Source organism: Streptomyces glaucescens, assembly GCF_002154375.1.
Lineage (GTDB): Bacteria > Actinomycetota > Actinomycetes > Streptomycetales > Streptomycetaceae > Streptomyces > Streptomyces glaucescens.
This window is the reverse complement of the sequence record NZ_MUND01000158.1, coordinates 1-23,132: the sequence shown is the minus strand read 5'-3', so window position 1 is coordinate 23,132 and position 23,132 is coordinate 1. Positions and strand designations below refer to the sequence as shown.

Genomic DNA, 23,132 nt, shown 5'->3' with positions numbered 1-23,132 from the left:
CCACCCGCACCGCCCGCGACCTGGTCGCCCTGGCCCGCAACGTCCAGCGGCCCACCACCCTCGACTACGTCGGCTACGTCTTCGACGACTTCGTCGAGCTGCACGGCGACCGGGTGCACGGCGACGACCGGGCGCTGGTGGGCGGACTGGCCCGGCTGGGCGGGCAGAGCGTGGTCGTCCTCGGTCACCAGAAGGGCCACGACACGGCCGAACTGGTCCGCGGCAACTTCGGGATGCCCGGCCCCGACGGCTACCGCAAGGCGCTGCGCCTGATGCGGTTCGCCGACCGGTTCGGGCTGCCGGTGATCGCGTTCGTCGACACCCCGGGCGCCTTCCCCGGCATCGACGCGGAGGAGCGCGGGCAGTCCGTCGCCATCGCCGACTGCATCCTGGAGCTGTCCCGGCTGCGCGTCCCGGTCGTCTCGGTCGTCACCGGCGAGGGCGGCAGCGGCGGGGCGCTCGCGCTCGGCGTGGCCGACACGGTGCTGATCCTGCAGAACGCCTACTACTCGGTGATCAGCCCCGAGGGCTGCTCCACCATCCTCTTCGGCACCGCCGAACACGCCGGCCGGGCCGCGGACGCCCTCCGGCTGACCCCGTCCGACCTGCTCCGCCTCGGTGTCGTGGACGGCATCGTGCCCGAGCCGCCGGACGGGGCGCACACCGAACCGCACACCACCGCGCTGACCGTGAAGAGCGCCCTGGTGCGCACCCTCGCCCCGCTGCTCGGCCGGTCCGGCCGGCAGCTCGTCGACGCCCGGCGGGAGCGGTTCGACCGCTTCGGGGACCCCCGACTGCAGCCCGTAGTGGACTGGGAGAAGCACGATGAGCACTGATACGGCAGGCACGGCCGCGGACGGTACGGCGGCGGACCCGACGGTCGAGGAGCTGCGGACCCAGACCCGGCTGCTGGCGGGCGAACTGCCCGGCACCCTGCGCCGGATCACCCTGCGGGCCGGGTCGATCAGCGTCGACGTGGAGTGGGAGACCGCCCCGGCGGCCCAGAGCCTGGCCCAGGCCCCCGCCCCCGCCGCGGTCACGGCGCACGCGCCCGCACCCGCGTCCGCCACCCAGCAGTCCGACAGCCCTCCCGACGGCCTGGTCCGCGTCACCGCCCCCCTCGTCGGCACCTACTACCAGGCCCCCGCCCCCGGCGCCGAACCGTTCGTGAAGGTCGGCGACACGGTGGAGGCGGGGCAGCAACTGGCCGTCATCGAGGCGATGAAGCTGCTCAACTCCATCACCGCGGAGGTCAAGGGCACCGTGCACGCGATCCATGCCGTGGACGGCGAGGTCGTCGAGTACGCCCAGCCGCTCATCGACCTGCGTCCGGCCGGCTGAGGCGGGGGCGGCATGTTCGACAAGGTGCTCATCGCCAACCGCGGCGAGATCGCGCTGCGGATCATCCGGACCTGCCGGGACCTCGGCGTCCGTACGGTGGCCGTGTACTCCACCCCGGACGCCGACGCCCGTTTCGTCCACGCCGCCGACGAGGCCGTGCACATCGGCCCGGGCGCGCCCACCCGCAGCTACCTCAACATCCCCAACATCATCGGCGCCGCCCTGAGGACGGGCGCGCAGGCGATCCACCCGGGCTACGGCTTCCTCTCGGAGGACCCGTACTTCGCGGAGATCTGCGCGGACGCCGGGATCACCTTCATCGGGCCGCCGCCGGACGTCATGGAGAACGTCGGCGACAAGGCCACCGCGCGCCGGCTGATGACGGCGGCCGGGCTGCCGCTGCTGCCCGGCACCACGGAACCCGTCGACTCGGCGGAGGCCGCGGAGGAGATCGCCCGGGAGATCGGCTACCCGGTGATCATCAAGGCCGCGGCGGGCGGCGGCGGACGCGGCATCACCGTGGTGCACCGCCCGGAGGACCTGAAGGAGGCCTACGTCACCACCCGGGCGGGCGCGCAGGCGGTGTTCAAGAACAGCGCGGTCTACCTGGAGCGCTATCTGCCGGTCACCCGGCACATCGAGATCCAGGTGCTGTGCGACGACTTCGGCGGCGCCGTCCACCTCGGCGAACGCGACTGCTCGGTGCAGCGCCGCCACCAGAAGCTCGTCGAGGAGTCGCCCGCCCCCGGCCTGCCGCCGAAGGTGCGCGAGCAGCTCGGCGCGGCGGCCGTCGCCGGGGCCCGCGCGGTCGGCTACCGGGGCGCCGGGACGGTGGAGTTCCTGCTGGAGACCGATCCGGCCGCCGACCACGCCTTCTGGTTCATGGAGATGAACGCCCGGATCCAGGTGGAGCACCCGGTCACCGAACTCGTCACCGGCGTGGACCTGATCGCCGAGCAGTTGCGGGTCGCCGCGGGCCGGCCGCTCACCGTGCGGCAGGAGGACATCGAGATCCGCGGGCACGCCCTGGAGTGCCGGATCAACGCCGAGGACCCCGACCGCGGTTTCGCGCCCACACCGGGCCTGCTGGAGAACTACCGCGCCCCCGGCGGCCCCTGGGTGCGCGTCGACACCGACTACGTGCCCGGCTCCCGGGTCAGCCCCTACTACGACTCGATGATCGGCAAGCTCATCGTGTGGGGGCCGGACCGCGCCACGGCTCTGGACCGGACCCTGCGCGCCCTGGAAGAATTCGACGTGTCGGGTCCCGGAGTGCGCACGACCATTCCGCTGCACCAGGAGATTCTCCGTCATCCGGAATTCCGGCGCGGCGGTGTGCCCACGGATTTCCTCTCCCGTCACTTTTCACTCTGACCGGGAAGAACTCCGCCCAGGTGTATGGAAATATCTGATTCCCGCTTCCGGATATCCGTTCGGCGAAGGCTGTACTTATCGCCGGGCAAATCCAACAGTGAGAGCCATGTCTGTTCACCCGATACGGACCCACCCGCTGCGCGTCACGGTTTCCAGCGTCTCCTCCGACGCGCACATGTGGAACCTGGTCCATCTGCAGCTGCTGCTCGAAGAGGCCGGGCACGAGGTCACCAACCTCGGGGTGTGCCCGCCGGACGCCACCGTGCTGGACGCCTGCCGCGGCGCCGACCGGCCCGATCTGCTGGTGCTGTCCACCGTCAACGGCCACGGGCACCTCGACGGACTCCGCCTGGTGCGCACCCTGCGCCGCGACCCCGAACTCGCCGCCCTGCCCGTGGTGATCGGCGGCAAGCTCGGGGTGCGCGGCGCCGCCGACGACCGGCTCGGACAGCGGCTGCTGGACGCCGGGTTCACCGCCGTGTTCAACGAGACGGAGGAACCCGCCGAGCGGCTGCTCGCCGACTTCCTGGGCTTCCTCGGCACGCTGGCCGCGACGGCCCCGCCGATCCCCGCCGGAGCACGCTGATGGGCCGGTTCGCCGACCGGGTGCGCGCCGCGCGGGCCGAGCGGCGGCTCGTGGTCCAGCCGCGGATGGGCTTCGGCGCGCTGGAGAAGATGCGGGCCGGTCTGCTCGCCGTACGCGACTGCCGGGCCACCACCGTCGGCACGGTCACCCTCGACAGCTACACCCGCGTCGGCGACCACGCCTCCGCCCGCCGGGCCCTCGCCGAGACCGGCGGCGCCGACCTCAACGGCTTCCCGCTGCAGGCGTACGGCGCGAGGGCCGTACGGGAACTGCTCGCGAGCGTCGCCGCGGACGGCTTCCCGGTGCAGGTGCGGCACGGCTCGCCGCTGCCCCTGGACCTGTTCCGGACCATGGTCGAGGCGGGCGTCGACGCCACCGAGGGCGGCCCCGTCTCGTACTGCCTGCCCTACGGCCGCGTCCCGCTGCCCGAGGCCGCCGACAACTGGGCCCGCTGCTGCGAACTGGCCGCCGAAGCCCCGCGGCCCATGCACCTGGAGACCTTCGGCGGCTGCATGCTGGGCCAGCTGTGCCCGCCCTCGCTGCTGGTGGCGCTCAGCGTGCTGGAAGCGCGGTTCTTCCGCGAGCACGGACTGCGCTCGGTCTCCCTCAGCTACGCCCAGCAGGTCCACCTCGGCCAGGACCTCGAAGCCCTGGCCGCGCTGCGCCGGCTCGCCGCCGAGCACCTGCCCGGCGTGGACTGGCACGTCACCCTCTACACCTACATGGGCGTCTTCCCGCGCACCCCCATCGGCTCCTTCCGGCTGCTGGAGGACAGCGTCCGGCTCGCCGTGCACAGCGGCACCGAACGGCTCATCGTCAAGACGCCCGCCGAGGCCCGGCGCATCCCCGCGATCGAGGAGAACGTCGAGGCGCTGGAGTTCGCCGACGCGATCGCCCGGCAGGCCGCCGCCGACTGCGCGGTCACCCGCTGTCCCGAGCCCGCCGGCACCGGCCTGCTCGACGAGGCCCGCACCCTGATCGACGCCACCCTGGAGCTGGGCCGCACCACGGGCGCCGCCCTGGTGTCCGCGTTCGCCCGCGGCGTCCTCGACGTGCCGTACTGCCTGCACCGCGACAACGCGGGCGCCGCCCGCGCCGTCATCGACGAGCACGGCATGCTCGCCTGGTCGCGGGCCGGCGGCATGCCGGTGACGGTCCGCGGCACCGGCCTCGGCAGCCCCGGCCCGCTCACCGCCCGCCGGCTCACCACGATGCTCGCCCACAACGAGCGCCGCTACGACCGCGAGCACACCGTCGGCGCCCTGCTGCGGAGCCCGGCATGACCGCCCGCACGGCCCTCGCCGGCACCCTGGCCCGGGTACGCGCCCGCGGCGCCGTGCGCGCCCTGGTCTCCCAGGGCCAGCCCGGGCTCTCGCTGCGCACCCCGGACGGCCGCTGGACCGGCCTGGACGCCGATGTGGCGCGCGCCGTCGCCGCCGCCGTCGCCGGGGACCCGGAGGCCGTCGACTGGCGGCCCGCGAGCCCCGCCGAACGGCTCACCCGGCTCGCCGCGGGCGAGGCCGACCTGACGGTGTGCAACGTCAGCTGGACCATGGGCCGCGAAGCCGCGCACGGGCTGCTGTTCGCCGGGGTCACCTGCTACGACGGCGAGGGCTTCCTGGTGCCCGCCGCCTCCGGCGTCACCGACCCGGCCGCGCTCGCCGGACACCGCGTCGCCGTGCACGCGGGCTCCACCACCCCGGCCAACCTGGCCGCCTGGTACGGGCCGCGCGGCCTCGCCGTCCACCCGGTCGCCTTCGACGACCCGCGGCGGGCGCTGCACGCGTACGCGTCGGGGGAGTGCGCCGCCTACGTCCTGGACAAGGTGGCCCTCGCGGGAGCGCGCCGCACCCTGCCCGACCCGGCCGCGCACCGCATCCTGCCCGCCGAGATCTCCCGCGAGCCGATGGCCGCCGTGGTCCGTGACGACGACCCGGGCTGGTTCCGGATCTGCCGCTGGGTGCTCCAGCTGCTGTTCGCCGCCGAGTACGAGACCCACCGCACGGGTCCGGGGGCCCGCGCCGCGGTCGCCCGGCAGGCGGGCCGGCACGGCCCCGCCGCCGGACTCGACACCGGCTGGGCCGCCCGGGTGCTGGACGCCGTCGGCGGCTACGCCGAGCTGTACGAACGCAACCTGGGCCGCGCCTCCGGGCTCGACGTGCCGCGCGGGCCCAACGAGCTGTGGACCAGGGGCGGCCTGCACTACGCCGTGCCCCTGCACTGACATCCCCCCACCCGAACGCGAAGGCGAGGTACGACCTGTGACCACCCCACCCCCCGGGCAGCAGACCAGAGGCGCCGTGGAGCTCACCGCCGCGATGGTCCTGTCGGGCACCCTGGGCGTCTTCGTCGTCGAGTCCGGCCAGTCCAGCTTCAACGTGGTCTTCTTCCGGTGCCTCTTCGGCGCGCTCGCCCTCGCCGCCTACTGCGCGCTGCGCGGCTTCTTCACCGACCACCGCTTCACCCGCCGCACCTTCGCGCTCGCCGCGCTCGGCGGGGTGTGCATCGTCTTCAACTGGGTGCTGCTGTTCAGCGCGTACACCACCACGTCGATCTCGGTGGCGACGGTCGTCTACCACACCCAGCCGTTCTACGTCGTGCTGCTCGGCCTGCTGCTGTTCAAGGAACGCCTCGACCGCCACCAGGCGGGCTGGATCCTCCTCGCCTTCGCCGGAGTGCTGCTCGTCGCCGACCTCACCGCGGGCGGCGGCGCGGACGGCGGCGCCTATCTGCTCGGCGTAGGCCAGGCGCTGCTCGCCGCGCTGCTGTACGCCTTCGCCACCGTCATAGCCAAGCACCTGACCGGCGTACGCCCCGAACTCACCGCACTCATCCAGGCGTCCGTCGGCATCCCGCTGCTGCTGCCGTTCGCCGCGCTCGGCGAGACCGCCGGACTCGGCGCCGGCTGGGCGTGGCTCGCGGGCCTCGGGGTGATCCACACCTGCCTGATGTACATCCTGCTGTACGCCTCGTACCAGAAGCTGCCCACCGCGAGGATCGCGGTGCTGTCCTTCGTGTACCCGGCGGTGGCGATCCTCGTCGACTTCACGGTCTACGGCCACCACATCACGCTGCTCCAGGCCCTGGGCGTCCCGCTGATCGCGGCGGCCGGCCTCGGCGTGAACCTCGGCTGGCCCCTGCTGCCCGCCGCCCGGCGCCGCACCTCACCGGACGATGTGCCGCCGGCCGCGCTCACCCGGACCGCGACCACCCTTAAGGAAACCCGATGACACTCGTCAGCGACCCCACGGCCCCGCGCCTCGCGATCGCCGGAGCGACCGGAGCCGTCGGCCGGACCCTCATCGAACTGATCACCTCGCGCGGCCTGCGCCACCGCGGGGTGAGACTCGCCGCGTCCGCGCGCTCCGCGGGCCGCGTCATCGACGTCGACGGCCGCGCCACGGTGGTGGAGGACCTGGAGCGCACCGACTTCTCCGACGTCGACATCGCCTTCTTCTCCGCCGGCACGTCCGTCAGCCTCCAGTGGGCCCGCAAGGCGGCCGCGCAGGGCGCGCTGGTCATCGACAACACCAACGCCTTCCGCATGGACCCGGACACCCCGCTGGTGGTGCCGCAGGTCAACGCGGGCGTGCTCACCGGCCGTCCGGCGAGCGGCATCATCGCCAACCCCAACTGCTCCACCATCCCGCTGGTCCGGCTGCTGACCGCGGTCCAGGAGCGCTGGGGCATCCGGCAGGCCGTCGTCAGCACCTACCAGGCCGCCTCCGGGCAGGGCGAGCACGGCATCACGGAGTTGCGGGAGGGCAGCGAGCTGGCGCTGCGCGACCCCGGCGCCGAACTGCCCGCGGAACGCTTCACCGCCCCGCTCGCCTTCAACGTGGTGCCGTTCATCGACAAGCTGCTGGACAGCGGGTTCACCCTGGAGGAGCAGAAGATGCTCCAGGAGTCCCGCAAGATCCTCGGCCTGCCCCACCTCGACGTCACCACCACCTGCGTGCGGGTGCCGGTGGTCAACTGCCACTCCGAGGCCGTCTGGGTGGAGGCCGCGGCCCCGGTGGACCGCGAGGAGCTGGTCGCCCGGCTCGCCGCGCTGCCCGAGGTCACCGTCCACGACCGGGACGTCCCGGGCCGCTTCCCCACCCCGCTCACCGCGGGGAACCCGGACCACGTGCACGTCGGCCGGGTGCGGGTGGCCGAGCACAATCCGCGCGGCTTCTGGCTCTGGCTGGTCGCCGACAACCTGCGGATCGGAGCCGCCCTCAACGCCGTCCAGATCGCCGAGAACGTCCTCGAACGGGGGTTGCTGTGAGCGACGTCGCCATCCTGAAGTTCGGCGGTTCCACCTTCCGCACCCACGCCGCCTACGACGTGCTGGCGGCCGGCCTGGAGGAACGGCTGGACCGCGAAGGCCGCCGGCTGGCCGTGGTGGTCAGCGCCATGCAGGGGGAGACCGAGCAGCTGCGCGGCCGGCTGCACGAGGTCAACGAGCACCCCGAGGACGCCACCTCGGCCGGCATGCTCGCCACCGCCGACCTGGTCAGCGCCCATCTGCTGGCGACCGCCCTGCACCGCAGGGGCCGCACCGCCAGCGTGCTCGCCGGCCACCAGGTCGGCCTCGTCACCAACTCGTCGTTCCTGTGGGCGCGGGTCATCGAGACCGACCCCGGCCCGCTCAGCCGCACCCTGGCCGACCACGAAGTCGTGGTGGTGCCCGGCGGCCAGGCGGTCGACGCCCAGGGGCGGCCCACCTGGCTGGGCAAGAACAGCTCCGACCTGTCCGCGATCGCCGTCGCCCGCGCGGTCGGCGGCACCGCCTGCGAGATCCACTCCGACGTCGACGGCATCTACACCTCCGACCCGCACCTGGTGCGCGGCGCCCACCTGCTGCCCCGGGTGTCGTACAACATGGCCGCCCTGATGTCCCTGTACGGCGCCAAGGTGCTGCACCGCAGGGCCGTGCAGCTCGCCCTGCGGCACGGCATCGAGATCGTGCTGCGCTACAACCGGGCCCCGTTCTCCCGCGGCACCACCATCAGCCGCGAGGGCGACCAGATGGCCGCGATCGTCTTCAACCAGCGGTCCGTGGTGCTCGGCTACGACTCCGACGACGCCGCCGACTGCGCGCACGGCGTCTTCCACGCCGCCGGCATCGACACCGTACGGCTCACGGAGAAACCCTGGGTGGCCGTCGTCGGCGGCTACGTCGACCTGGAGGCCGTCCAGCGCCGGCAGAACCTCACCCCAGGCGCCTACGTCGGCGTCCCCGTGGCCGAGATCCGCGGCTCCAAGGTCACCACCCACATCGCCGAGAGCGGAGAGGACGCCCTGCACCTCGCCCAGCGGCTGCACGACGGGCTCGACATGCCGGCCGCGCAGGCACCGCGCCCCCACCTGGCCGGAGTGTGACCGCCATGACCTTCGCCGACCTCACCCTGCCGGACGGCGTCCGCGACGACCTCGCCGCCCGGCTGGCACCGCTGCCCGACCCGGCCCCCGACGTCGACGCCGCCCTCACCCGCTGCCTGAAGGCCTTCGCCGCCGCCCTGCCCGCCGAACTCCTCCAGCAGCTCCTCGACTTCGGGCGGCACAACGACGCCCCCGGTCTGATGCGGGTGCGCAACCTCCCGCGGGACGCGGAGCTGCCGCCCACCCCCGCCGACGGCGGGCCCAGCACCGCCAAGGGGAGCTTCGTCGCCGAGAGTGTGCTGCTCGGCCTGACCGGACTGCTCGGCGAGCCGATCGGCGTGCTCACCGAGAAGGACGGCCGCCTCGTGCACGACGTGGTGCCGGTGCGGGAGGGCGAGCGGGCCCAGACCAACCAGGGCTCCGCCGTCTTCCTCAACTTCCACAGCGACATCACCTACGACACCATCGGCCGCTACGACCTCGCCAACCCGGACTTCCTCGTCCTCAACTGCCTGCGCGGCGCCCCCGACGACGACGCCGTCACCTACTACGCCGACGCCCGCGACCTGTGCCGCCGGCTGCCCGGCCCGGTCGTCGACACCCTGCGCAGCCCCTTGTTCCGGCTCAACGCGCCCGGCAGCTACACCCGCAAGGTCGCCGGGGACGCCGAGGTGCTGTCCGACCCGGTGCCGATCCTCAGCGGAGCCGAACGCTTCCCGGAGATCGCCGTGTCCGCCAACGGCGTCCGCGCGCTCACCCGGGGCGCCGAGGCCGCGCTCCAGGCGCTGAAGGAGGCCTGCCGGGAGACCGCCGACGCGGTCCGTCTCCAGCCGGGCCACGCCCTGCTGATCAACAACCGCAAAGGCGTGCACGCCCGCTCCACCTTCCGGGCCGGCTACGACGGCCGGGACCGCTGGCTCCAGCGCACCTACATCCGGCGCAGCCTGTGGACCGTCCGCTACCGGGCCACCACGGAGGACCGCCGGGTGCATCACTGACCCCGTCACGCGGCCCACATAACGCTGTCAAGACGGCGTGCGGCCGGGGCCCGCACAGCGCCCGGCCACCGCCCTACGCTGGAACAGATGACCGACCGAGGTCGCGGGAACACCGCAACAGCCTTCAGGGGGTGAGGAATTGAACGACGATAATCCTCACCTGGACGAGCTGGCGGTCGCGGCCTACGAGCGGGCCCTGCGCCTCGGATCCTTCGACGACGCGGAGATGGCCACCGGGCTCGGCGTGGACCCCGCCCGCGCCGAGCAGGCCCGCAAGACCCTCCAGGACCTCAGGCTGCTGAGCGCCGGCGCGCCCGGCCGGCCCGTCGTCCCGCTCGACCCGGAGGCCGCCGAGGCCGAACTGGTCACCCCGCTGGAACTGGCCATCGCCCGGCGGCGCCGCGAGGCCGCCCGCATCCACCGGGAAATGCGCTCCCTCGCCGCCGCCTACCGGGCCCGGCACCGCGGGCCCGCCTCCGGTGCCACGGTCACCGTCCTCGACGACGTGGAGGACGTACGCCGGGAGATCGACCGCGTCCGGTACGGCTGCACCCGGGAGCGGATGAGCCTGCAGTCCGGCGGCGGACGGCCGCCCGGACTCCTGGAGGCCGACCGCGAGCACACCCTGGAACTGCTGCGCCGCGGCGTCCGGGTGCGCACCCTCTACCAGCACACCGCCCGCGCCAGCCTCGCCACCCGCACCTACGTACAGGAGATCACCCGCCAGGGCGCCGAGGTGCGCACCGTGGAGGAGCTGTCCGAACGGCTCATCGTGTACGACCGCGAGGTCGCCTTCATCCCGAAGGAGCCCACCGGCGGCGGGCCGCCCGGCGCGGCCGTCGTCACCGAGCCGACCGTCGTCGGCTACCTCTGCCGGTCCTTCGAGTCGGTCTGGCAGATCGGCCGCCCGTTCGAGGTGGACGGGCAGCCCGCGGAGTACCAGCAGCTCGCGGAAGAGGTACGGCAGTCCATCCTCCGTCTCATGGCCCTCGGCCTGAAGGACGAGGTCATCGCCCGCCGGCTGGGCATGGCCACCCGGACCTGCCGCCGCCACATCTCCGCGATCATGGAGGACATGGGGGCCGTCAGCCGATTCCAGGCGGGCCTGATGATCGGCCGTCAGGAAACGGCGCGGGCCGAGCACGACGCGGCTGACCGCTAACGGACGCCGCCTGTCCGCAAAGGGACACCACCGGACCGTGGAATCACCGTCCACGCCGGTGGTGTGCTGACAAAGGAAATGCATCCGGTGTTTCGGCCCAGGCAGGGAGAGGACCATGGATATCAGGCAGCTGGCGGCGTTCCACAAGGTGGCCACGCTGCTCAGTTTCTCGAAGGCGGCCACGGAGCTGAAATACGCCCAGTCCAGCGTCACCAGCCAGATCAAGGGCCTGGAGATGTCGCTCGGCGTGGACCTCTTCGACCGCCTCGGCGGACGCATCCAGCTCACCGAGGCGGGCCAGCGGCTGCTGCCCTACGCCGAGCAGATGCTGACCCTGGCGGGCGAGGCGCGCGGCGCCACGGTCGGCTCGGGAGACCCGGCGGGCGTACTGACCATCGGCTCGATGGAGTCCATCACCTCCTACCGCATGCCGCCCCTGCTGGAGTTCTTCCACCACCGCTACCCGGCCCTGCACATCGTGCTGCGGCCCAGCCTGTGCGCGGAGACCTGCCACGCCCTGCGCCAGGGCATGTTCGACATGGGCTTCCTGATGGAGGCCGAGACCCAGCACCCCGGCGTGCAGACCGAGGTGCTCGGCTCCGAGCCGCTCACCGTGGTCGCCGCCCCTGACCACCCGCTGACCCGGCTGCCCAAGGTGACCACCGAGGAACTGCGCCGCACCCAGGTGATCTCCGCGGAGGCGGGCTGCGCCTACCGCGAACTGTTCGAGGCCGAGCTGAACGACGGCACCGGCGAAGCCCTGCCGTTCCTGGAGTTCGGCACCATCGAGTCCATCAAGCGCGGGGTGGCCGCCGGACTCGGCATCTCGCTGCTGCCCACCGCCTGCGTCCAGGACGCCCTCGACGCGGGTATCCTGGTCCGGCTCGACTGGGAGATCCCCTTCCAGGTCTTCACCCAGCTGGCCTGGCGCCGCGGCAAGAACCTCACCCGCGAGATGCGCGTCTTCACCGACCAGACCATGCGCTTCCTCGCCGAGGAGTACGGACGCTAGGCCTGTGGCGGCGGGCACGCCGAAGGCCCTCCCGGAGTTCGGGAGGGCCTGCGCCGTACACGGGGGCCGGGCGGCGGACGTCACTCCCGGGCCACCGGGGCCAGCTCCTCCAGGGTGCTGCGCAGCAGCCGCGCGTGCTCGTCGGCGGTGGCGAGACCGAGCCCCATGGTGTTCAGCGACAGATGGGTCGCCCCCAGGTCCCGCCAGCCGGCCACGAAGTCCGGCCACCTGGCCTCGGGCACCCGGGACAGCTCCAGCCGCGCCTCGAACCCGAGTTCCGCGGGGTCCCGGCCGGCCTGGAGGGCGTACGACCGCACCCGGCCCACCATCGCCCGGGCCTTCTCGTCCGGGGCCCGCAGCGGCAGCCAGCCGTCGCCGAGCTCCCCGGCCCGGCGCAGCACCGGCTCGGCGTTGCCGCCGAACCACACCGGGATCCGGCCGCGCGGCGGGCGGGGCAGGATGCCCGCGTCGTCCACCCGGTCCCAGCGCCCCTCGAAGGTCACCGTGGGCTCGCCCCACAACCGGCGCAGCAGCTGCACCTGTTCGGCGCTGCGGGCGCCCCGGTCGTGGAAGGACGCCCCGAGTGCGTCGTACTCCACCTTGTTCCAGCCGACACCCACCCCGAGCCGCAGCCGGCCCCCGCTGAGCACGTCCACCTCGGCGGCCTGCTTGGCCACCAGGGCGGTCTGGCGCTGCGGCAGCACCAGCACCCCGGTGGCCAGCTCCAGCGTGCGGGTGACCCCGGCCAGATAGCCGAACAGCACGAACACCTCGTGGAAGAGGTGCTCGCTGGTGAAGCCGTACCATCCGGGCCGCGAGCCGGTGCCGACGCCGAGCACGTGGTCGAAGGCGGACACATGGTCGAAACCGGCGTCCTCCACGGCCTGCGCCCAGTCGCGTACGGCCCCCGGGTCCGGGCCGATCTCCAGGTGCGGGAAGACCGCACCCAGCCTCAGACTCCTGCGTCGTTCCATCGTCCGGCCGCTATCCGACACCGGCCAGACCCCAGCCGTCGTCCTCGCCGGGCGGTGTTCGCCGGGCGCCGGCGCGGGTGCGGTTCACCATGGGCATCTCCTCGTCGCTCGATGGGCCGTCGCCCCACCCTCCGCACCCGGCCAGGGACGCCGGTCCGGCGGGCCGAACCGCCCGGCGGACTCTGTCAGACGCCGCATGACACTGCGTCAAGTGATCGGAAGTGTCGGTCTGCGCGCGCTCATGTGACGTAGTCCGTACCGCGTCCCCCCGCCCCCGCGGCGCCCGTCCCGCCCGTCGTTACGTTCACGGAAACCGACCGCAGTGCACGTTCGAGGGGAGCACCCATGGAACTGGACCTCGCCGGCAAGACCGCCCTGATCACCGGCGCCAGCCGGGGAATCGGCCTGGAGATCGCCAGGACCCTGGCCGCCGAGGGCGCCCGGGTGATCGGCGGCGCCCGCACCGTCAGCGACGCGCTCCGGGAGACCACGCCGTACGTCTTATCCGTCGACCTGGCGACGGAAGGGGGCCCGGCCGAACTGGTCGACTACGCCCTGGCCGAGCTGGGCGGCATCGACATCCTGGTGAACAACCTCGGCTTCCCCTACACCCGGCCGGGCGGCTTCCTGTCCGTCGACGACAAGGGCTGGCAGGAGTCGCTCACCATGAACCTGCTCACCGCCGTACGGACCACCCGGGCGGCGCTGCCCAGCATCATCGAGCGGCAGGGCTCCATCGTGAACCTGGGCTCCACCAACGCCCGCAGCCCCGTCCCCGTGGTCGTCGACTACTCGGCGGCCAAGGCGGCCCTGCTGAACCTCGGCAAGGGGCTCGCCGAGGAGTTCGGACCGCGCGGCGTCCGCGTCAACACGGTCGCGGCCGGACCGGTGATGACCGACGCCTGGACCGGTCCGGGCGGCATCGCCGACACCATCGCCGGGCAGTCCGGGCTCTCCCGGGACGAGGTGCTCGCCCAGGTGCCGCAGATGCTCGGCAGCTCGACCGGACGGACCACCACGGCGCGGGAACTGGCCGCGCTCGTGGCGTTCGTCGCCTCCCGCAAGGCACCCAACGCCAACGGCGCCGAGTACGTCGTCGACGGCGGTTTCCTGAAGACCGTCTGAGCCCCGCCCGCCCGTCCGCCGCGGTGATCTGACGTAGTACCCGGGCGGACCTCGCACAGTGGGGCGAGGGCGCCCCTGACGTCCGGCAACCCCGCTGAGGTGCGTCGATAGCGTCGTTCGGACACACCTCGCACAACTCGACGGAGGTGCCCATGAGTTCCCCGGAAGACCGTCTCGACGTGATCGAGACCTGCACCAGGATGCTGTGGTACGTCGACCTGCGCCAGTGGGACGCCCTGCCGGCGCTGCTCGCCGAGAAGGTGACCCTCGACTACACCAGCCTCTTCGGCGGGGAGCCGATCGTCCGCACCCCCGACCAGGTCATCGCCGACTGGTCCGCCGGGCTCGGCCACCTGAAGGCCACCCAGCACATGATCGGCAACCAGATCGCCGAGGTACGCGGTGACGCGGCGGTCCTGACCGCCCACTTCCAGGCCACCCACCTGCTGCCCAACCCGTACGGCTCCGAGACGTGGACGCTCGGCGGCCGCTACCGCTTCGACCTGGCCCGCACCACCGCCGGCTGGCGTATCGCCGGCGTGCTGATGACGGCCCTGTGGGCGGACGGCAACCAGCAGATCATGACCGTTTCGGACGGCCCGAAGGAGACGACATGAGTGAAGCCACCGAGCACACCCGGGACGTCGCCAAGCGCTGGTTCTCCGCCCTGACCGGCGGCGACTTCGCGACCGCGCTCTCCCTGCTCGCCGACGACGTGGAGTGGGTCAACTACCGCCCCGTCCCCGGCTACAACGACGACATGAAGTGGATCGGCACCCTGCACAGCCGCGACGAGGTCGCCGAGAGCGTGCAGGTCTTCGCCGGACAGTGCGACGTGATCTCCGAGGAACTGCTCGACCTCGTCGTCGAGGGCGAGAAGGCCGCCGGGATCATCCACGAGATCTCGCGGGTCAAGGAGACCGGCATCGACTTCGAGATCGTCTTCACCCACTGGCTGACCGTGCGCGACGGCCGCATCGTCCGCTGGGAGTCGCACACCGACCCCTCCCAGATCATCCGCGCCATCCGCGGCGACGCCCCGACGGCGGAGGCCGCGTCATGAGCGCCGAACTGATCGACGCCGTCCGCGGCCGCCGCACCGAACAGGTCAGGCGGCTGCTGGAGGCGGGCGCCGACCCCAGCACCCGGGAGGCCTCCTCCGGGCTCACCGTGCTGATGATCGCCGCCGGCCAGGCCGACCCGGCCACCACCGGCGTGCTGATCGCCGCGGGCGCCGATGTGCACACCGCCGACAGCAGGGCCGGCGCGACCGCGCTGCACAAAGCCTGCCAGGGCGGCGACCTGGACGTGACCCGGCAGCTCGTGGAGGCCGGCGCGTTCGTGGACGCCGTCGCCCCCACCACCGGGCACACCCCGCTGATGGACGCGCTCTGGTACAAGTACCCCGACCTGGTGGAGTACCTGCTCGACCGGGGCGCCGGGCTCAAGCTGCACACGCACTACGGCTTCTCCCTCGAGGAGCACTTCGCCTATGAGCTGAACGTCAACACCTTCGGCAAGGACAAGCTGCTGCGCGCCGAGCAGCTCCTCAAGGAGCGCCGCGAACGCGACAGCGAGACCGTCGAGGCGCAGCCCCTGATGGCCGCCGTCTCCGCCGGCGACACCGACAAGGTGCGCGAACTCCTCGCCGCCGGCGCCGAGGTCGACGCCCGTCACCCGATGCTCAACGGCTTCAACGACGCGCACACGCCGCTGCTCGTCGCCGCCCGCGACGGACACGCCGAGATCGTCCGGCTGCTGCTCGACGCGGGCGCCGACATCAACGCCGTGGAGCCCTGCTTCGGCGCCGTACCGCTGCACAAGGCCGTCTACAACGGCCACGCCGACATCACCGCCGACCTGGTCGTCCGCGACGGCATCGACCTGGACTTCCAGGGCGCCACCAACGGCTACACCCCGCTGCACGACGCGCTGTGGCACGGCTACGCCGACTGCGTGACCGCGCTGCTCGACGCCGGCGCCCGGCTCGACCTGGTCGGCCACGACGGCAAGACGCCGCTCGACCTGGCCGTCGAGGTGTTCGGCACCGACGACCCCATCACCGAGCGGATCGCGTCGCTGGCCGCGGCCTGACCGCTCCACTCCCCAAGGAGTCCCCATGCTGTTCTACGTCCAGATGCGCTGGAACCACGAGGGACGGATCTCCCTGGACGAACTGTGGGAGATCGAGCGCGAGGAAGCCGAGCACGCCCAGGAGACGCTCGACTCCGGCTTCGCCGTCGGCCTGTGGAAGGTCGCCGGCCAGAAGCGGGTGATCGGCATCATCGACGCCCCGAACGCCGAGGAACTGGACCGCACCGCGCTCGGCCGGCTGCCGATGCGCGAGTACCTGGAGTTCGAGCAGGTCTGGGCCCTGCGCGACTACCTCGGGTTCGCCGAAGACGTCAAGAAGGCCTACAAGGTCTGATCCCCGCCCCCTGGAGGCAGCCGTGATCCACCAGTTGATCTTCGCCCATCCCAAGCCCGGAATGTCCGAGAAGGAGTTCCAGGACTACTGGGTGAACGTGCACGCCGTGCAGTACGCCAGCAAGATCCCGCAGATCAAGAAGTACCTCATCGACACCCGCATCCCCTTCGGACCCGAGCCCGAGGACCCGATGTGGAGCGGCATAGCCGAGATCTGGCTGGAGAACGAGGAGGAGCAGCTCGCCTCCCTCCAGACCCCCGAGTTCCTCCAGGGCGCCCGGCTCGACGAGCCGAAGTGGGCCGCCTTCTGGCGCACCGTCGTCCTCGACACCGACGCCCACGTGCTGCGCGCCGGCGACCACCCGGCCCCGCCGGAGGGCGTGAAGCTGGTCGTCCTGGTCAAGCGCACCAACGGCACCACGGTGCAGGAGTTCCGCGACCGCAGCCTCGGCGCGCACGCGGAGCAGGTCCTGCAGGTGCCCGGCCTGCGCCGCTATCTGCAGTGCTTCACCCGCGACGGTGCCTACGCCGTCGGCGAGGCCCTGCTGGACGCCGCCTACCTGCTGTCCTTCGACAGCGTGGAGGCACTGGAGACGGCCGTGGCCTCGGCCGAGTTCACCAAGGCCCTCGATGACCTCAACACGTTCGTCGAGCCCCGCTACATCCACCGGATGGCGGTCCGCGAGCACTGGGTCATCGGCAACGAGAACAGCTGAGCCGCGCCACCGAGCCCGGCCCGGCACCACGCACACGACAAAGGTGGTTCATGTGACAACTCCCGCGCAGTCCCCAAAGGGCGGGACCCGTACCGGGCTCGCCCTGGGAACGCTCGCCCTCGGCGCGTTCGTCTTCGGTACGGCGGAACTCGTCATCGTCGGCATCCTGGACCCGATGGCCGAGGACATCGACGTCTCCGTCGGCACCGCCGGCCTGCTGGTCACCGCCTACGCGCTCGGCATCTGCCTCGGCGGACCGCTGCTCACGGCCGCCACCATCCGGTTCGGGCGCCACCTGCTGGTGTGGTCGTCGCTGGCGGTGTTCCTCGCCGCCAACCTGGTCGCCTCGCTCACCACCGAGTACGCGGTGCTGATGGTGGCGCGTGTCGTCTCCGGCTCTCTGCACGGCCTGTTCATCGGCGTGGCCTCGATGCTCGGCGCGCAACTGGTCTCGGCCGGGCAGCAGGGCCGGGCCGTCGCCATGGTCTTCGGCGGCGTCGCCGTCTCCACCGTCATCGGGGTGCCGCTGGGCACCCTGGTCGGCCAGGGGATCGGCTGGCAGGCCACCTTCGTCGGGGTCGCCGCCCTGACCGCCCTGGCGCTCGCCGCGACCTTCCTCTTCGTCCCGCGGATCGGCGCCACCGGGCCCACGACCAGCCTGCGCTCGCAGGCCCGGTACGCCTTCGCACCCCGGGTGCTGGCCCAGCTGAGCATCGGACTGCTGCTGATGGGCGGCCAGTTCGCGGCCTTCACCTACCTCGCGTCCTACCTGGAGGACGTCACCGGCATCTCCGGCGGCGCGGTCAGCGCCTTCCTGCTCGTCTACGGCGTCGCCAGCGCCGTCGGCGTGTTCGGCGGCGGCCGGTTCGCCGACAGCGGGGCGGCCCGCACCCTCGTCATCGCGAACGTCGTCCTCATCCTCGCCCTGACAGCGCTGTACTTCGTCGGTGAGACCCCGGTGCTGACCGCCGTCGTCCTGCTCGCCTGGGGCGTCGTCGGCTTCGGCCTCGTGCCCTCCTTCCTGCTGCGGGTGATCACACTGGCCGGCCCCGGCGGCGACCTGGGCTCGACCCTCGCCGCCTCCGCCGTCAACGCGGGCATCGCCATCGGAGCGGCCGTCGGCGGCTGGTCCGTGGAGAGCAACGGCGTCGACTCCGTGGTCGTCCTGGCCCTGATCGTCGTCGTCGCCGCGCTGCCCGCCACCTGGGCGACCGGACGGCTGCGGCCCCCGGCCGAGGCGGCCCTCGCCGACGCGGGCCCGGCCGCCACGACCGCGCCCGAGGCCGGCTCCGTGAAGGCACCGACCAGCTCCGCCTGACGCCCGCCCCCGCGGGGCGGCCCGCCGAAAGGACCCGACATGCAGATCATCGCCAAGAGCAGTCTGCCCACCATCCAGATCAACGGTGAGGTGGCCGCGCACATCCTCAACGCGAGCAAGCACGAGGGCCTGAGCGTCTCGGCGTTCATCGTCGACGTCGCCGCCGACGCCGGGCCGCCCCGCCACAGCCACCCCTACGAGGAGATCTTCATCGTCGTCGACGGCACCGTCCGGCTGGAGGCCGGCGGCGAGAAGATCGACGCCACGCCCGAGGACATCGTGGTGGTACCGGCCGACGTGCCGCACAAGTTCACCGCCCTCGGACCCGGCCGTGCCCGCATGGTCAACATCCACGCGGCCGTGGAGGTGGTCACCGAGTTCGTCCCGGACGACGACGACCACAACGAGTCCTACGCCTACAACCGACCCGGCAGCTGAACGGCCGAGGAAACGAGCACCCACATGAGGATCGGCATTCTGGGCAGCGGGCAGATCGGCGCCACCCTGGCCCGCCTGCTCACCGCGGCCGGACACGAGGTGACCCTCGCCAACCGGCGCGGCCCCGCCTCGCTCACCGGGCTCACCGCCGAACTGGGCGACCGCGCCCGGGCCGGCACCGTCGCGGAGGCCTGCGCCTTCGGCGACCCGCTGGTGATCGCCGCCGTCCCGTTCGGCGCCTACCCGAGCCTGCCGCCCGACGCGCTGGCCGGGAAGGTCGTCGTCGACACCACCAACTACTTCCCGGGCCGGGACGGTGTCCACGCGGGCCTGGAGGCGGACCGCACCACCTCCTCCGAGCTGATCGCCGCGCACCTGCCGTCCTCCCGCGTGGTGAAGGCGGTCAACACGCTCAACTACCAGTACCTGCTGGACCTCGGCCGCCCCGGCGCACCCCACGAGGAGCGTGTCGCGCTCTTCGTGGCCGGTGACGACCCCGAGGCCAACGGGCTCGTCGCCCGGCTTCTGGACGAACTCGGCTTCGCACCCGTCGACAACGGTCCGCTCGCCGCGGGCGGCCGCCGCCAGCAGCCCGGCACCCCCGTCTTCAACCGGCCCCTGCGGCCCGGCCAGGTGAGCCCGGCCCCCTGATCCCCCGACTGATCTCCCGACCGAGAGAGGGACGAGATGACCATCGTGGAGACCATCCGGTTCAAGCTCCGCGCCGGCGTCGACGACGCCGAGTTCCAGAACACGGACCGCACCATGCAGAAGGAGTACATGGAGCTGCGCCCCGGCTTCCTCAGCCGCGCCACCGCGCGCAGCGCCGACGGCGAGTACCTGGTCACGGTGCGGTGGAGCAGCCCCGAGGAGGCCGAGGCCACCATCGGCGCCTTCTTCTCCGCCCCCGAGACCCAGGCGTTCCTCGCCTCCGTCGACCTGGAGACGGTCCAGTCGGGCCGTTACGAGCTCATCGAGGCCTGAGCCTGCCCGTCCGGCGCCGTTCGAGGACCAGAGAAGAAGTGATGGACCCATGGCACCCTCAACGACCACCCCCGCCTCCGCCGCCGTGCGCTCACTGCGCGCCTCGCTCCGGGGCGGTGTGCTCGCCCCGGGCGACGGCGGCTACGACGCCGCGCGGCGCCTGTGGAACGGCTCGGTCGACGCCCGCCCGGCGGTCGTCGTCCGCCCCGCCGACGAGGCGGACGTGGTCCGGGCGGTCGGCGTCGCCCGGACCCACGGCCTGAGTCTCGCGGTCCGCGGCGGCGGCCACGACTGGGCGGGCCGGAGCACCGTGGACGGCGGCCTCGTCGTCGACCTGTCCGCGCTGCGCGCCGTCACCGTCGACCGGGACGCGCGGCTCGCCGTCGCCCAGGGCGGCGCCCGCGCCGGCGACGTCCTCGAAGCCACCCGGCCCCACGGCCTCGCCCCGGTCACCGGCACCGTCAAGGCCGTCGGCCTGGCCGGGGTCACCCTGGCGGGCGGCTACGGCCTGCTGAACGGCCGCTGCGGCCTCGCCCTGGACAACCTGGTCGCGGCCCGCGTGGTCCTCGCCGACGGCCGCGCCGTCACCGCGAGTGCCGACGAACACCCCGACCTGTACTGGGCGCTGCGCGGCGGCGGCGGCAACTTCGGCGTCGTCACCGAACTGCGCTGCCGGCTGCACCCGATCGGCACCGTGCTCGCCGGGATGCTCCTCTACCCGCTCGACCGCGCCCCCGCCGTGCTGCGCGGATACCGGGACCTCATCGCGGACGCCGAGGACGAACTCACCGTGATGACCGGGTTCTTCGGCGGGCCCGACGGCCGGCCGCTGCTCTTCCTGCTGCCGGTGTGGTCCGGCGACATCGACCGCTGCCACGACGTCGTCGACCGCTTCGACCGGCTGGGCACCCCGCTGGCCGGGCGGGTCTGCCCGCACGAGTACGCCGAGGTGCTCGGCATGTTCGACCAGTCCGTCGTCGACGGGCGGCACAACGAGGTGCGCACCCAGTGGCTGCCGGAGTTCACCGACCGGTCGCTGGACCTGCTGGCCGACGCGGCGGCCGGCGTGACCTCGCCGTACTCGGGCATGTACGTGCACCACTTCCACGGCGCGGCCGGGCGGGTGCCCGTACCGGACACCGCCTTCGCGCTGCGCCGCGACCACCTGCTCGTCGAGATCGCCGCGGCCTGGGAGCCCGCCGACGAGGCGGGGCCGCACCGGCGCTGGGCGCGCGAGGTGTCCGCCGCGTTCGCCCGGCACGCGCTGCCCGGCGGCTACCCCAACCTGCTCGGCCCGGAGGAGTACCAGCGCGCCATCGCCGCGTTCGGCCCGAACACCGGCCGGCTGCTGAAGGTCAAGGAACGCTACGACCCCGATCACCTCTTCAGCGCGGTGGCGGCGCTCGAACCGACCGAAACGACCCCAGGAGCATGATCACCATGACCGAAGAGGCGAGCACCCCGACCGTGCGGGACGCCACGCTCGACGTACTGCGCCGGCTGGGCATGACGACCGTCTTCAGCAACCCCAGCCACACCGAGATGAAGCTGTTCGAGTACTGGCCCGAGGACGAGTTCCGGTTCGTCATGGGCCTCCAGGAGGCCGCCGTCGTCGGCATGGCCGACGGCTACGCCCAGGCCACCGGCGAGCCCGCGCTGGTCCTCATCAACGGCGGCCCCGGCCTCGGCAACGCCATGGGCAGCGTCTACACCGCCGCCGCGGCCAAGACCCCGATGGTCATCCTCGGCGGCCAGCAGGCCCGCAAGATGCTGCTCGGCGACCCCTTCCTGGTCGCCAAGGACGCCACCCAGCTGCCCAAGCCGTACATCAAGTGGGCGGGCGAGCCCGGCCGGCCGCAGGACGTGCCGGCGCTGATCGCCCAGGCCTACCAGATCGCCAAGCAGGCCCCGCAGGGCCCGGTGTTCGTGGCCGTGCCCGAGGACGACTGGGTCCGCCCCGCCGACCCGGAGCCGGTGCGCATACCCGAGGTGCGCGCGGCCGTCGTCCCCGACCCGCGGGCGCTGGAGCGGATCGCCGAGGCGCTGAACGGCGCCGAGCGGCCCGGCATCGTCGCCGGCGGCCCGGTCGACGCGCAGGGCGCCCGCGGCGACCTGATCGCGCTGGCCGAGAAGCTGAACGCGCGGGTGTGGGGCGCGCCGGTGTGGGCGCGCGGCGCCTTCCCGGAGAACCACCCGCTGTTCGCCGGGGTCCTGCCGCCCATCCCCGAACTGATCAACGAGCGGCTCGGCGCCCAGCACGACGTGGTCGTGGTCCTCGGCGGCCCGGCGTTCACCCTGTTCACCGCGTGGGACCTGTTCTCCACCGCGCCCGCCGACCTGGACCGCACCCCGCGGCCGACGCTCACGTCCGACGTGCGGTTCCTGCACGTCACCGACAGCCCGCAGGACGCCGCGGCCACCCTGGCCGACGAGAGCTTCGTGGCGCCGCCCGGCGCGGTCGTCAAGGGCCTGGTGGAGCTGGTCGAGCAGCGCGAGCGGGTGGCGCTGACGCCGGTGCGCGAGCCGGTGCCGGTGCCGGAGCCCTCGACCCCGCTCACCCAGGCGTACCTGTTCCAGGTGCTGTCCGAGGTGCTGCCGGAGGACGCGGCGCTGTTCGAGGAACTGCCCATCGCCCGGGCCGACTTCCACGAGCAGATCCCGCTCGGCCCGGACAACGGCTACTTCGCCACCGCCAGCGGCGCCCTCGGCTTCCCGTTCGCGGGCGCCGTCGGCTACGCGCTGGCCCGCCCGGACCGCCGCGCGGTCGTGGTGGTCGGCGAGGGCTCCGCGCAGTACACGCTGCACGCCCTGTGGACCGCAGCCCAGCACAACCTGCCGGTCACGTTCGTCATCCCCGACAACTCCGGCTACCTGTCCCTGAAGTACTACCTCCAGGACCAGAAGGCCTGGCAGAAGGGCTGGGACCTGAGCGGCGTCGACATGGCCCAGCTGGCCCGCGGCTTCGGGGTGCGCGGCGAGCGCGTCGAGAGCCCCGACGGCCTGCGCGAGACGCTGCGCAGCGCCCTCACGGCCGACGGCCCCGTCCTCGTGGACGTCGTCGTCGCCGACCCGGGCCTGTTCCGCCTCTGACCGCCCCGTCGCGCCACCGGACGCCCCCCGCCGAGCGGGGGGCGTCCTTTCGTCTCCCCGGCTCTCTCCTCCGACTTTTCCGAGGGGTCGTTCGCCATGCCCCGAACCCAGCAGTACGACGCCCGCGCCGGGGGCCGTATCACGGGCCGGCGGTGCGTGGGGCGGGCGGCACCGACCGATGTCCCGGCAGCCTGCGCTGGGCGGCGGCGGTCGCCAACGC

The 23,132-nt window shown here is 72.9% G+C and carries 25 protein-coding genes; 24 read left to right on the top strand and 1 reads right to left on the bottom strand.

The window, feature by feature from the left end; all coding sequences use genetic code 11:
- The 12 genes from CCN42_RS12190 to CCN42_RS12135 all read left to right on the top strand — a co-directional run.
- Positions 1-836 (top strand): acetyl-CoA carboxylase carboxyltransferase subunit alpha (locus CCN42_RS12190; RefSeq protein WP_143661898.1); only part of this gene is annotated, 836 nt, incomplete at its 5' end.
- Positions 826-1,341: an acetyl-CoA carboxylase biotin carboxyl carrier protein gene (locus tag CCN42_RS12185; protein WP_086735310.1), complete on the top strand. Its 516-nt coding sequence runs from the start codon at positions 826-828 to the stop codon at positions 1,339-1,341. The genes CCN42_RS12190 and CCN42_RS12185, both read left to right, overlap by 11 nt.
- A gap of 12 nt (positions 1,342-1,353) precedes the next feature.
- Positions 1,354-2,715: an acetyl-CoA carboxylase biotin carboxylase subunit gene (accC, locus tag CCN42_RS12180; protein WP_086172085.1), complete on the top strand. Its 1,362-nt coding sequence runs from the start codon at positions 1,354-1,356 to the stop codon at positions 2,713-2,715.
- A gap of 106 nt (positions 2,716-2,821) precedes the next feature.
- On the top strand, positions 2,822-3,301 hold the full coding sequence (locus tag CCN42_RS12175) for a cobalamin B12-binding domain-containing protein (RefSeq protein WP_086172084.1): 480 nt from the start codon (positions 2,822-2,824) through the stop codon (positions 3,299-3,301).
- Positions 3,301-4,584 (top strand): methylaspartate mutase, encoded by a 1,284-nt coding sequence (locus CCN42_RS12170; RefSeq protein WP_086735308.1) that lies wholly within the window; start codon positions 3,301-3,303, stop codon positions 4,582-4,584. The genes CCN42_RS12175 and CCN42_RS12170 overlap by 1 nt, the downstream gene beginning before the upstream one ends.
- Entirely contained in the window at positions 4,581-5,525 is a 945-nt protein-coding gene (locus tag CCN42_RS12165) for a transporter substrate-binding domain-containing protein (RefSeq protein WP_086735306.1), read from the top strand. Before CCN42_RS12170 ends, CCN42_RS12165 begins: the two co-directional genes overlap by 4 nt.
- 37 nt (positions 5,526-5,562) lie before the next feature.
- A complete protein-coding gene (locus CCN42_RS12160; RefSeq protein ID WP_386580179.1) occupies positions 5,563-6,531 on the top strand; it encodes a DMT family transporter in 969 nt (322 codons plus the stop codon).
- A complete protein-coding gene (locus CCN42_RS12155; RefSeq protein WP_086172081.1) occupies positions 6,528-7,571 on the top strand; it encodes an aspartate-semialdehyde dehydrogenase in 1,044 nt (347 codons plus the stop codon). The genes CCN42_RS12160 and CCN42_RS12155 overlap by 4 nt, the downstream gene beginning before the upstream one ends.
- Complete coding sequence (locus CCN42_RS12150; protein ID WP_245877249.1) at positions 7,568-8,668, top strand: amino acid kinase family protein; 1,101 nt, start codon at positions 7,568-7,570, stop codon at positions 8,666-8,668. Before CCN42_RS12155 ends, CCN42_RS12150 begins: the two co-directional genes overlap by 4 nt.
- A 5-nt stretch (positions 8,669-8,673) precedes the next feature.
- Positions 8,674-9,666: a TauD/TfdA family dioxygenase gene (locus tag CCN42_RS12145; protein WP_086735304.1), complete on the top strand. Its 993-nt coding sequence runs from the start codon at positions 8,674-8,676 to the stop codon at positions 9,664-9,666.
- A 139-nt stretch (positions 9,667-9,805) separates the two neighbouring features.
- Positions 9,806-10,828 carry a helix-turn-helix transcriptional regulator gene (locus tag CCN42_RS12140; protein ID WP_086735302.1) on the top strand — a complete coding sequence of 341 codons (1,023 nt, stop codon included), beginning with the start codon at positions 9,806-9,808 and terminating at the stop codon, positions 10,826-10,828.
- A 115-nt stretch (positions 10,829-10,943) separates the two neighbouring features.
- Complete coding sequence (locus CCN42_RS12135) at positions 10,944-11,840, top strand: LysR family transcriptional regulator (RefSeq protein WP_086735300.1); 897 nt, start codon at positions 10,944-10,946, stop codon at positions 11,838-11,840.
- An 80-nt stretch (positions 11,841-11,920) separates the two neighbouring features.
- On the opposite strand, the gene CCN42_RS12130 is transcribed toward CCN42_RS12135, so the two are convergent.
- Complete coding sequence (locus CCN42_RS12130) at positions 11,921-12,814, bottom strand: LLM class F420-dependent oxidoreductase (RefSeq protein ID WP_211294684.1); 894 nt, start codon at positions 12,812-12,814, stop codon at positions 11,921-11,923.
- 345 nt (positions 12,815-13,159) lie between these two features.
- Between CCN42_RS12130 and CCN42_RS12125 the strand changes: the two genes are divergently transcribed.
- The 12 genes from CCN42_RS12125 (at position 13,160) to mdlC (ending at position 22,912) form a co-directional block, all read left to right on the top strand.
- The gene (locus CCN42_RS12125) at positions 13,160-13,939 is read left to right on the top strand and encodes an SDR family oxidoreductase (protein ID WP_086172486.1); all 780 of its coding nucleotides are present in this window, start codon (positions 13,160-13,162) and stop codon (positions 13,937-13,939) included.
- 152 nt (positions 13,940-14,091) lie between these two features.
- On the top strand, positions 14,092-14,556 hold the full coding sequence (locus tag CCN42_RS12120) for a nuclear transport factor 2 family protein (protein ID WP_086735297.1): 465 nt from the start codon (positions 14,092-14,094) through the stop codon (positions 14,554-14,556).
- Positions 14,553-15,002, top strand: a complete 450-nt coding sequence (locus CCN42_RS43725) for a nuclear transport factor 2 family protein (RefSeq protein WP_107427585.1) — start codon at positions 14,553-14,555, stop codon at positions 15,000-15,002. Before CCN42_RS12120 ends, CCN42_RS43725 begins: the two co-directional genes overlap by 4 nt.
- Positions 14,999-16,033, top strand: a complete 1,035-nt coding sequence (locus tag CCN42_RS12115) for an ankyrin repeat domain-containing protein (RefSeq protein WP_107427584.1) — start codon at positions 14,999-15,001, stop codon at positions 16,031-16,033. Before CCN42_RS43725 ends, CCN42_RS12115 begins: the two co-directional genes overlap by 4 nt.
- Before the next feature lie 25 nt (positions 16,034-16,058).
- On the top strand, positions 16,059-16,367 hold the full coding sequence (locus CCN42_RS12110) for a muconolactone Delta-isomerase (RefSeq protein ID WP_043499308.1): 309 nt from the start codon (positions 16,059-16,061) through the stop codon (positions 16,365-16,367).
- 22 nt (positions 16,368-16,389) lie between these two features.
- Positions 16,390-17,082: an EthD domain-containing protein gene (locus tag CCN42_RS12105; RefSeq protein ID WP_086735295.1), complete on the top strand. Its 693-nt coding sequence runs from the start codon at positions 16,390-16,392 to the stop codon at positions 17,080-17,082.
- Positions 17,083-17,134: 52 nt separating this feature from the next.
- A complete protein-coding gene (locus CCN42_RS12100; RefSeq protein ID WP_158101761.1) occupies positions 17,135-18,400 on the top strand; it encodes an MFS transporter in 1,266 nt (421 codons plus the stop codon).
- A 39-nt stretch (positions 18,401-18,439) separates the two neighbouring features.
- Positions 18,440-18,838 (top strand): cupin domain-containing protein, encoded by a 399-nt coding sequence (locus tag CCN42_RS12095; protein ID WP_086735293.1) that lies wholly within the window; start codon positions 18,440-18,442, stop codon positions 18,836-18,838.
- A gap of 24 nt (positions 18,839-18,862) precedes the next feature.
- Positions 18,863-19,489, top strand: a complete 627-nt coding sequence (locus CCN42_RS12090; RefSeq protein WP_086735291.1) for an NADPH-dependent F420 reductase — start codon at positions 18,863-18,865, stop codon at positions 19,487-19,489.
- Between the two features lie 36 nt (positions 19,490-19,525).
- A complete protein-coding gene (locus tag CCN42_RS12085) occupies positions 19,526-19,822 on the top strand; it encodes a hypothetical protein (protein WP_086735289.1) in 297 nt (98 codons plus the stop codon).
- Between the two features lie 49 nt (positions 19,823-19,871).
- Complete coding sequence (locus tag CCN42_RS12080) at positions 19,872-21,257, top strand: FAD-binding oxidoreductase (protein ID WP_086735287.1); 1,386 nt, start codon at positions 19,872-19,874, stop codon at positions 21,255-21,257.
- 5 nt (positions 21,258-21,262) lie between these two features.
- The gene (gene mdlC, locus CCN42_RS12075; RefSeq protein WP_158102080.1) at positions 21,263-22,912 is read left to right on the top strand and encodes a benzoylformate decarboxylase; all 1,650 of its coding nucleotides are present in this window, start codon (positions 21,263-21,265) and stop codon (positions 22,910-22,912) included.
- Positions 22,913-23,132 lie beyond the last annotated feature (220 nt).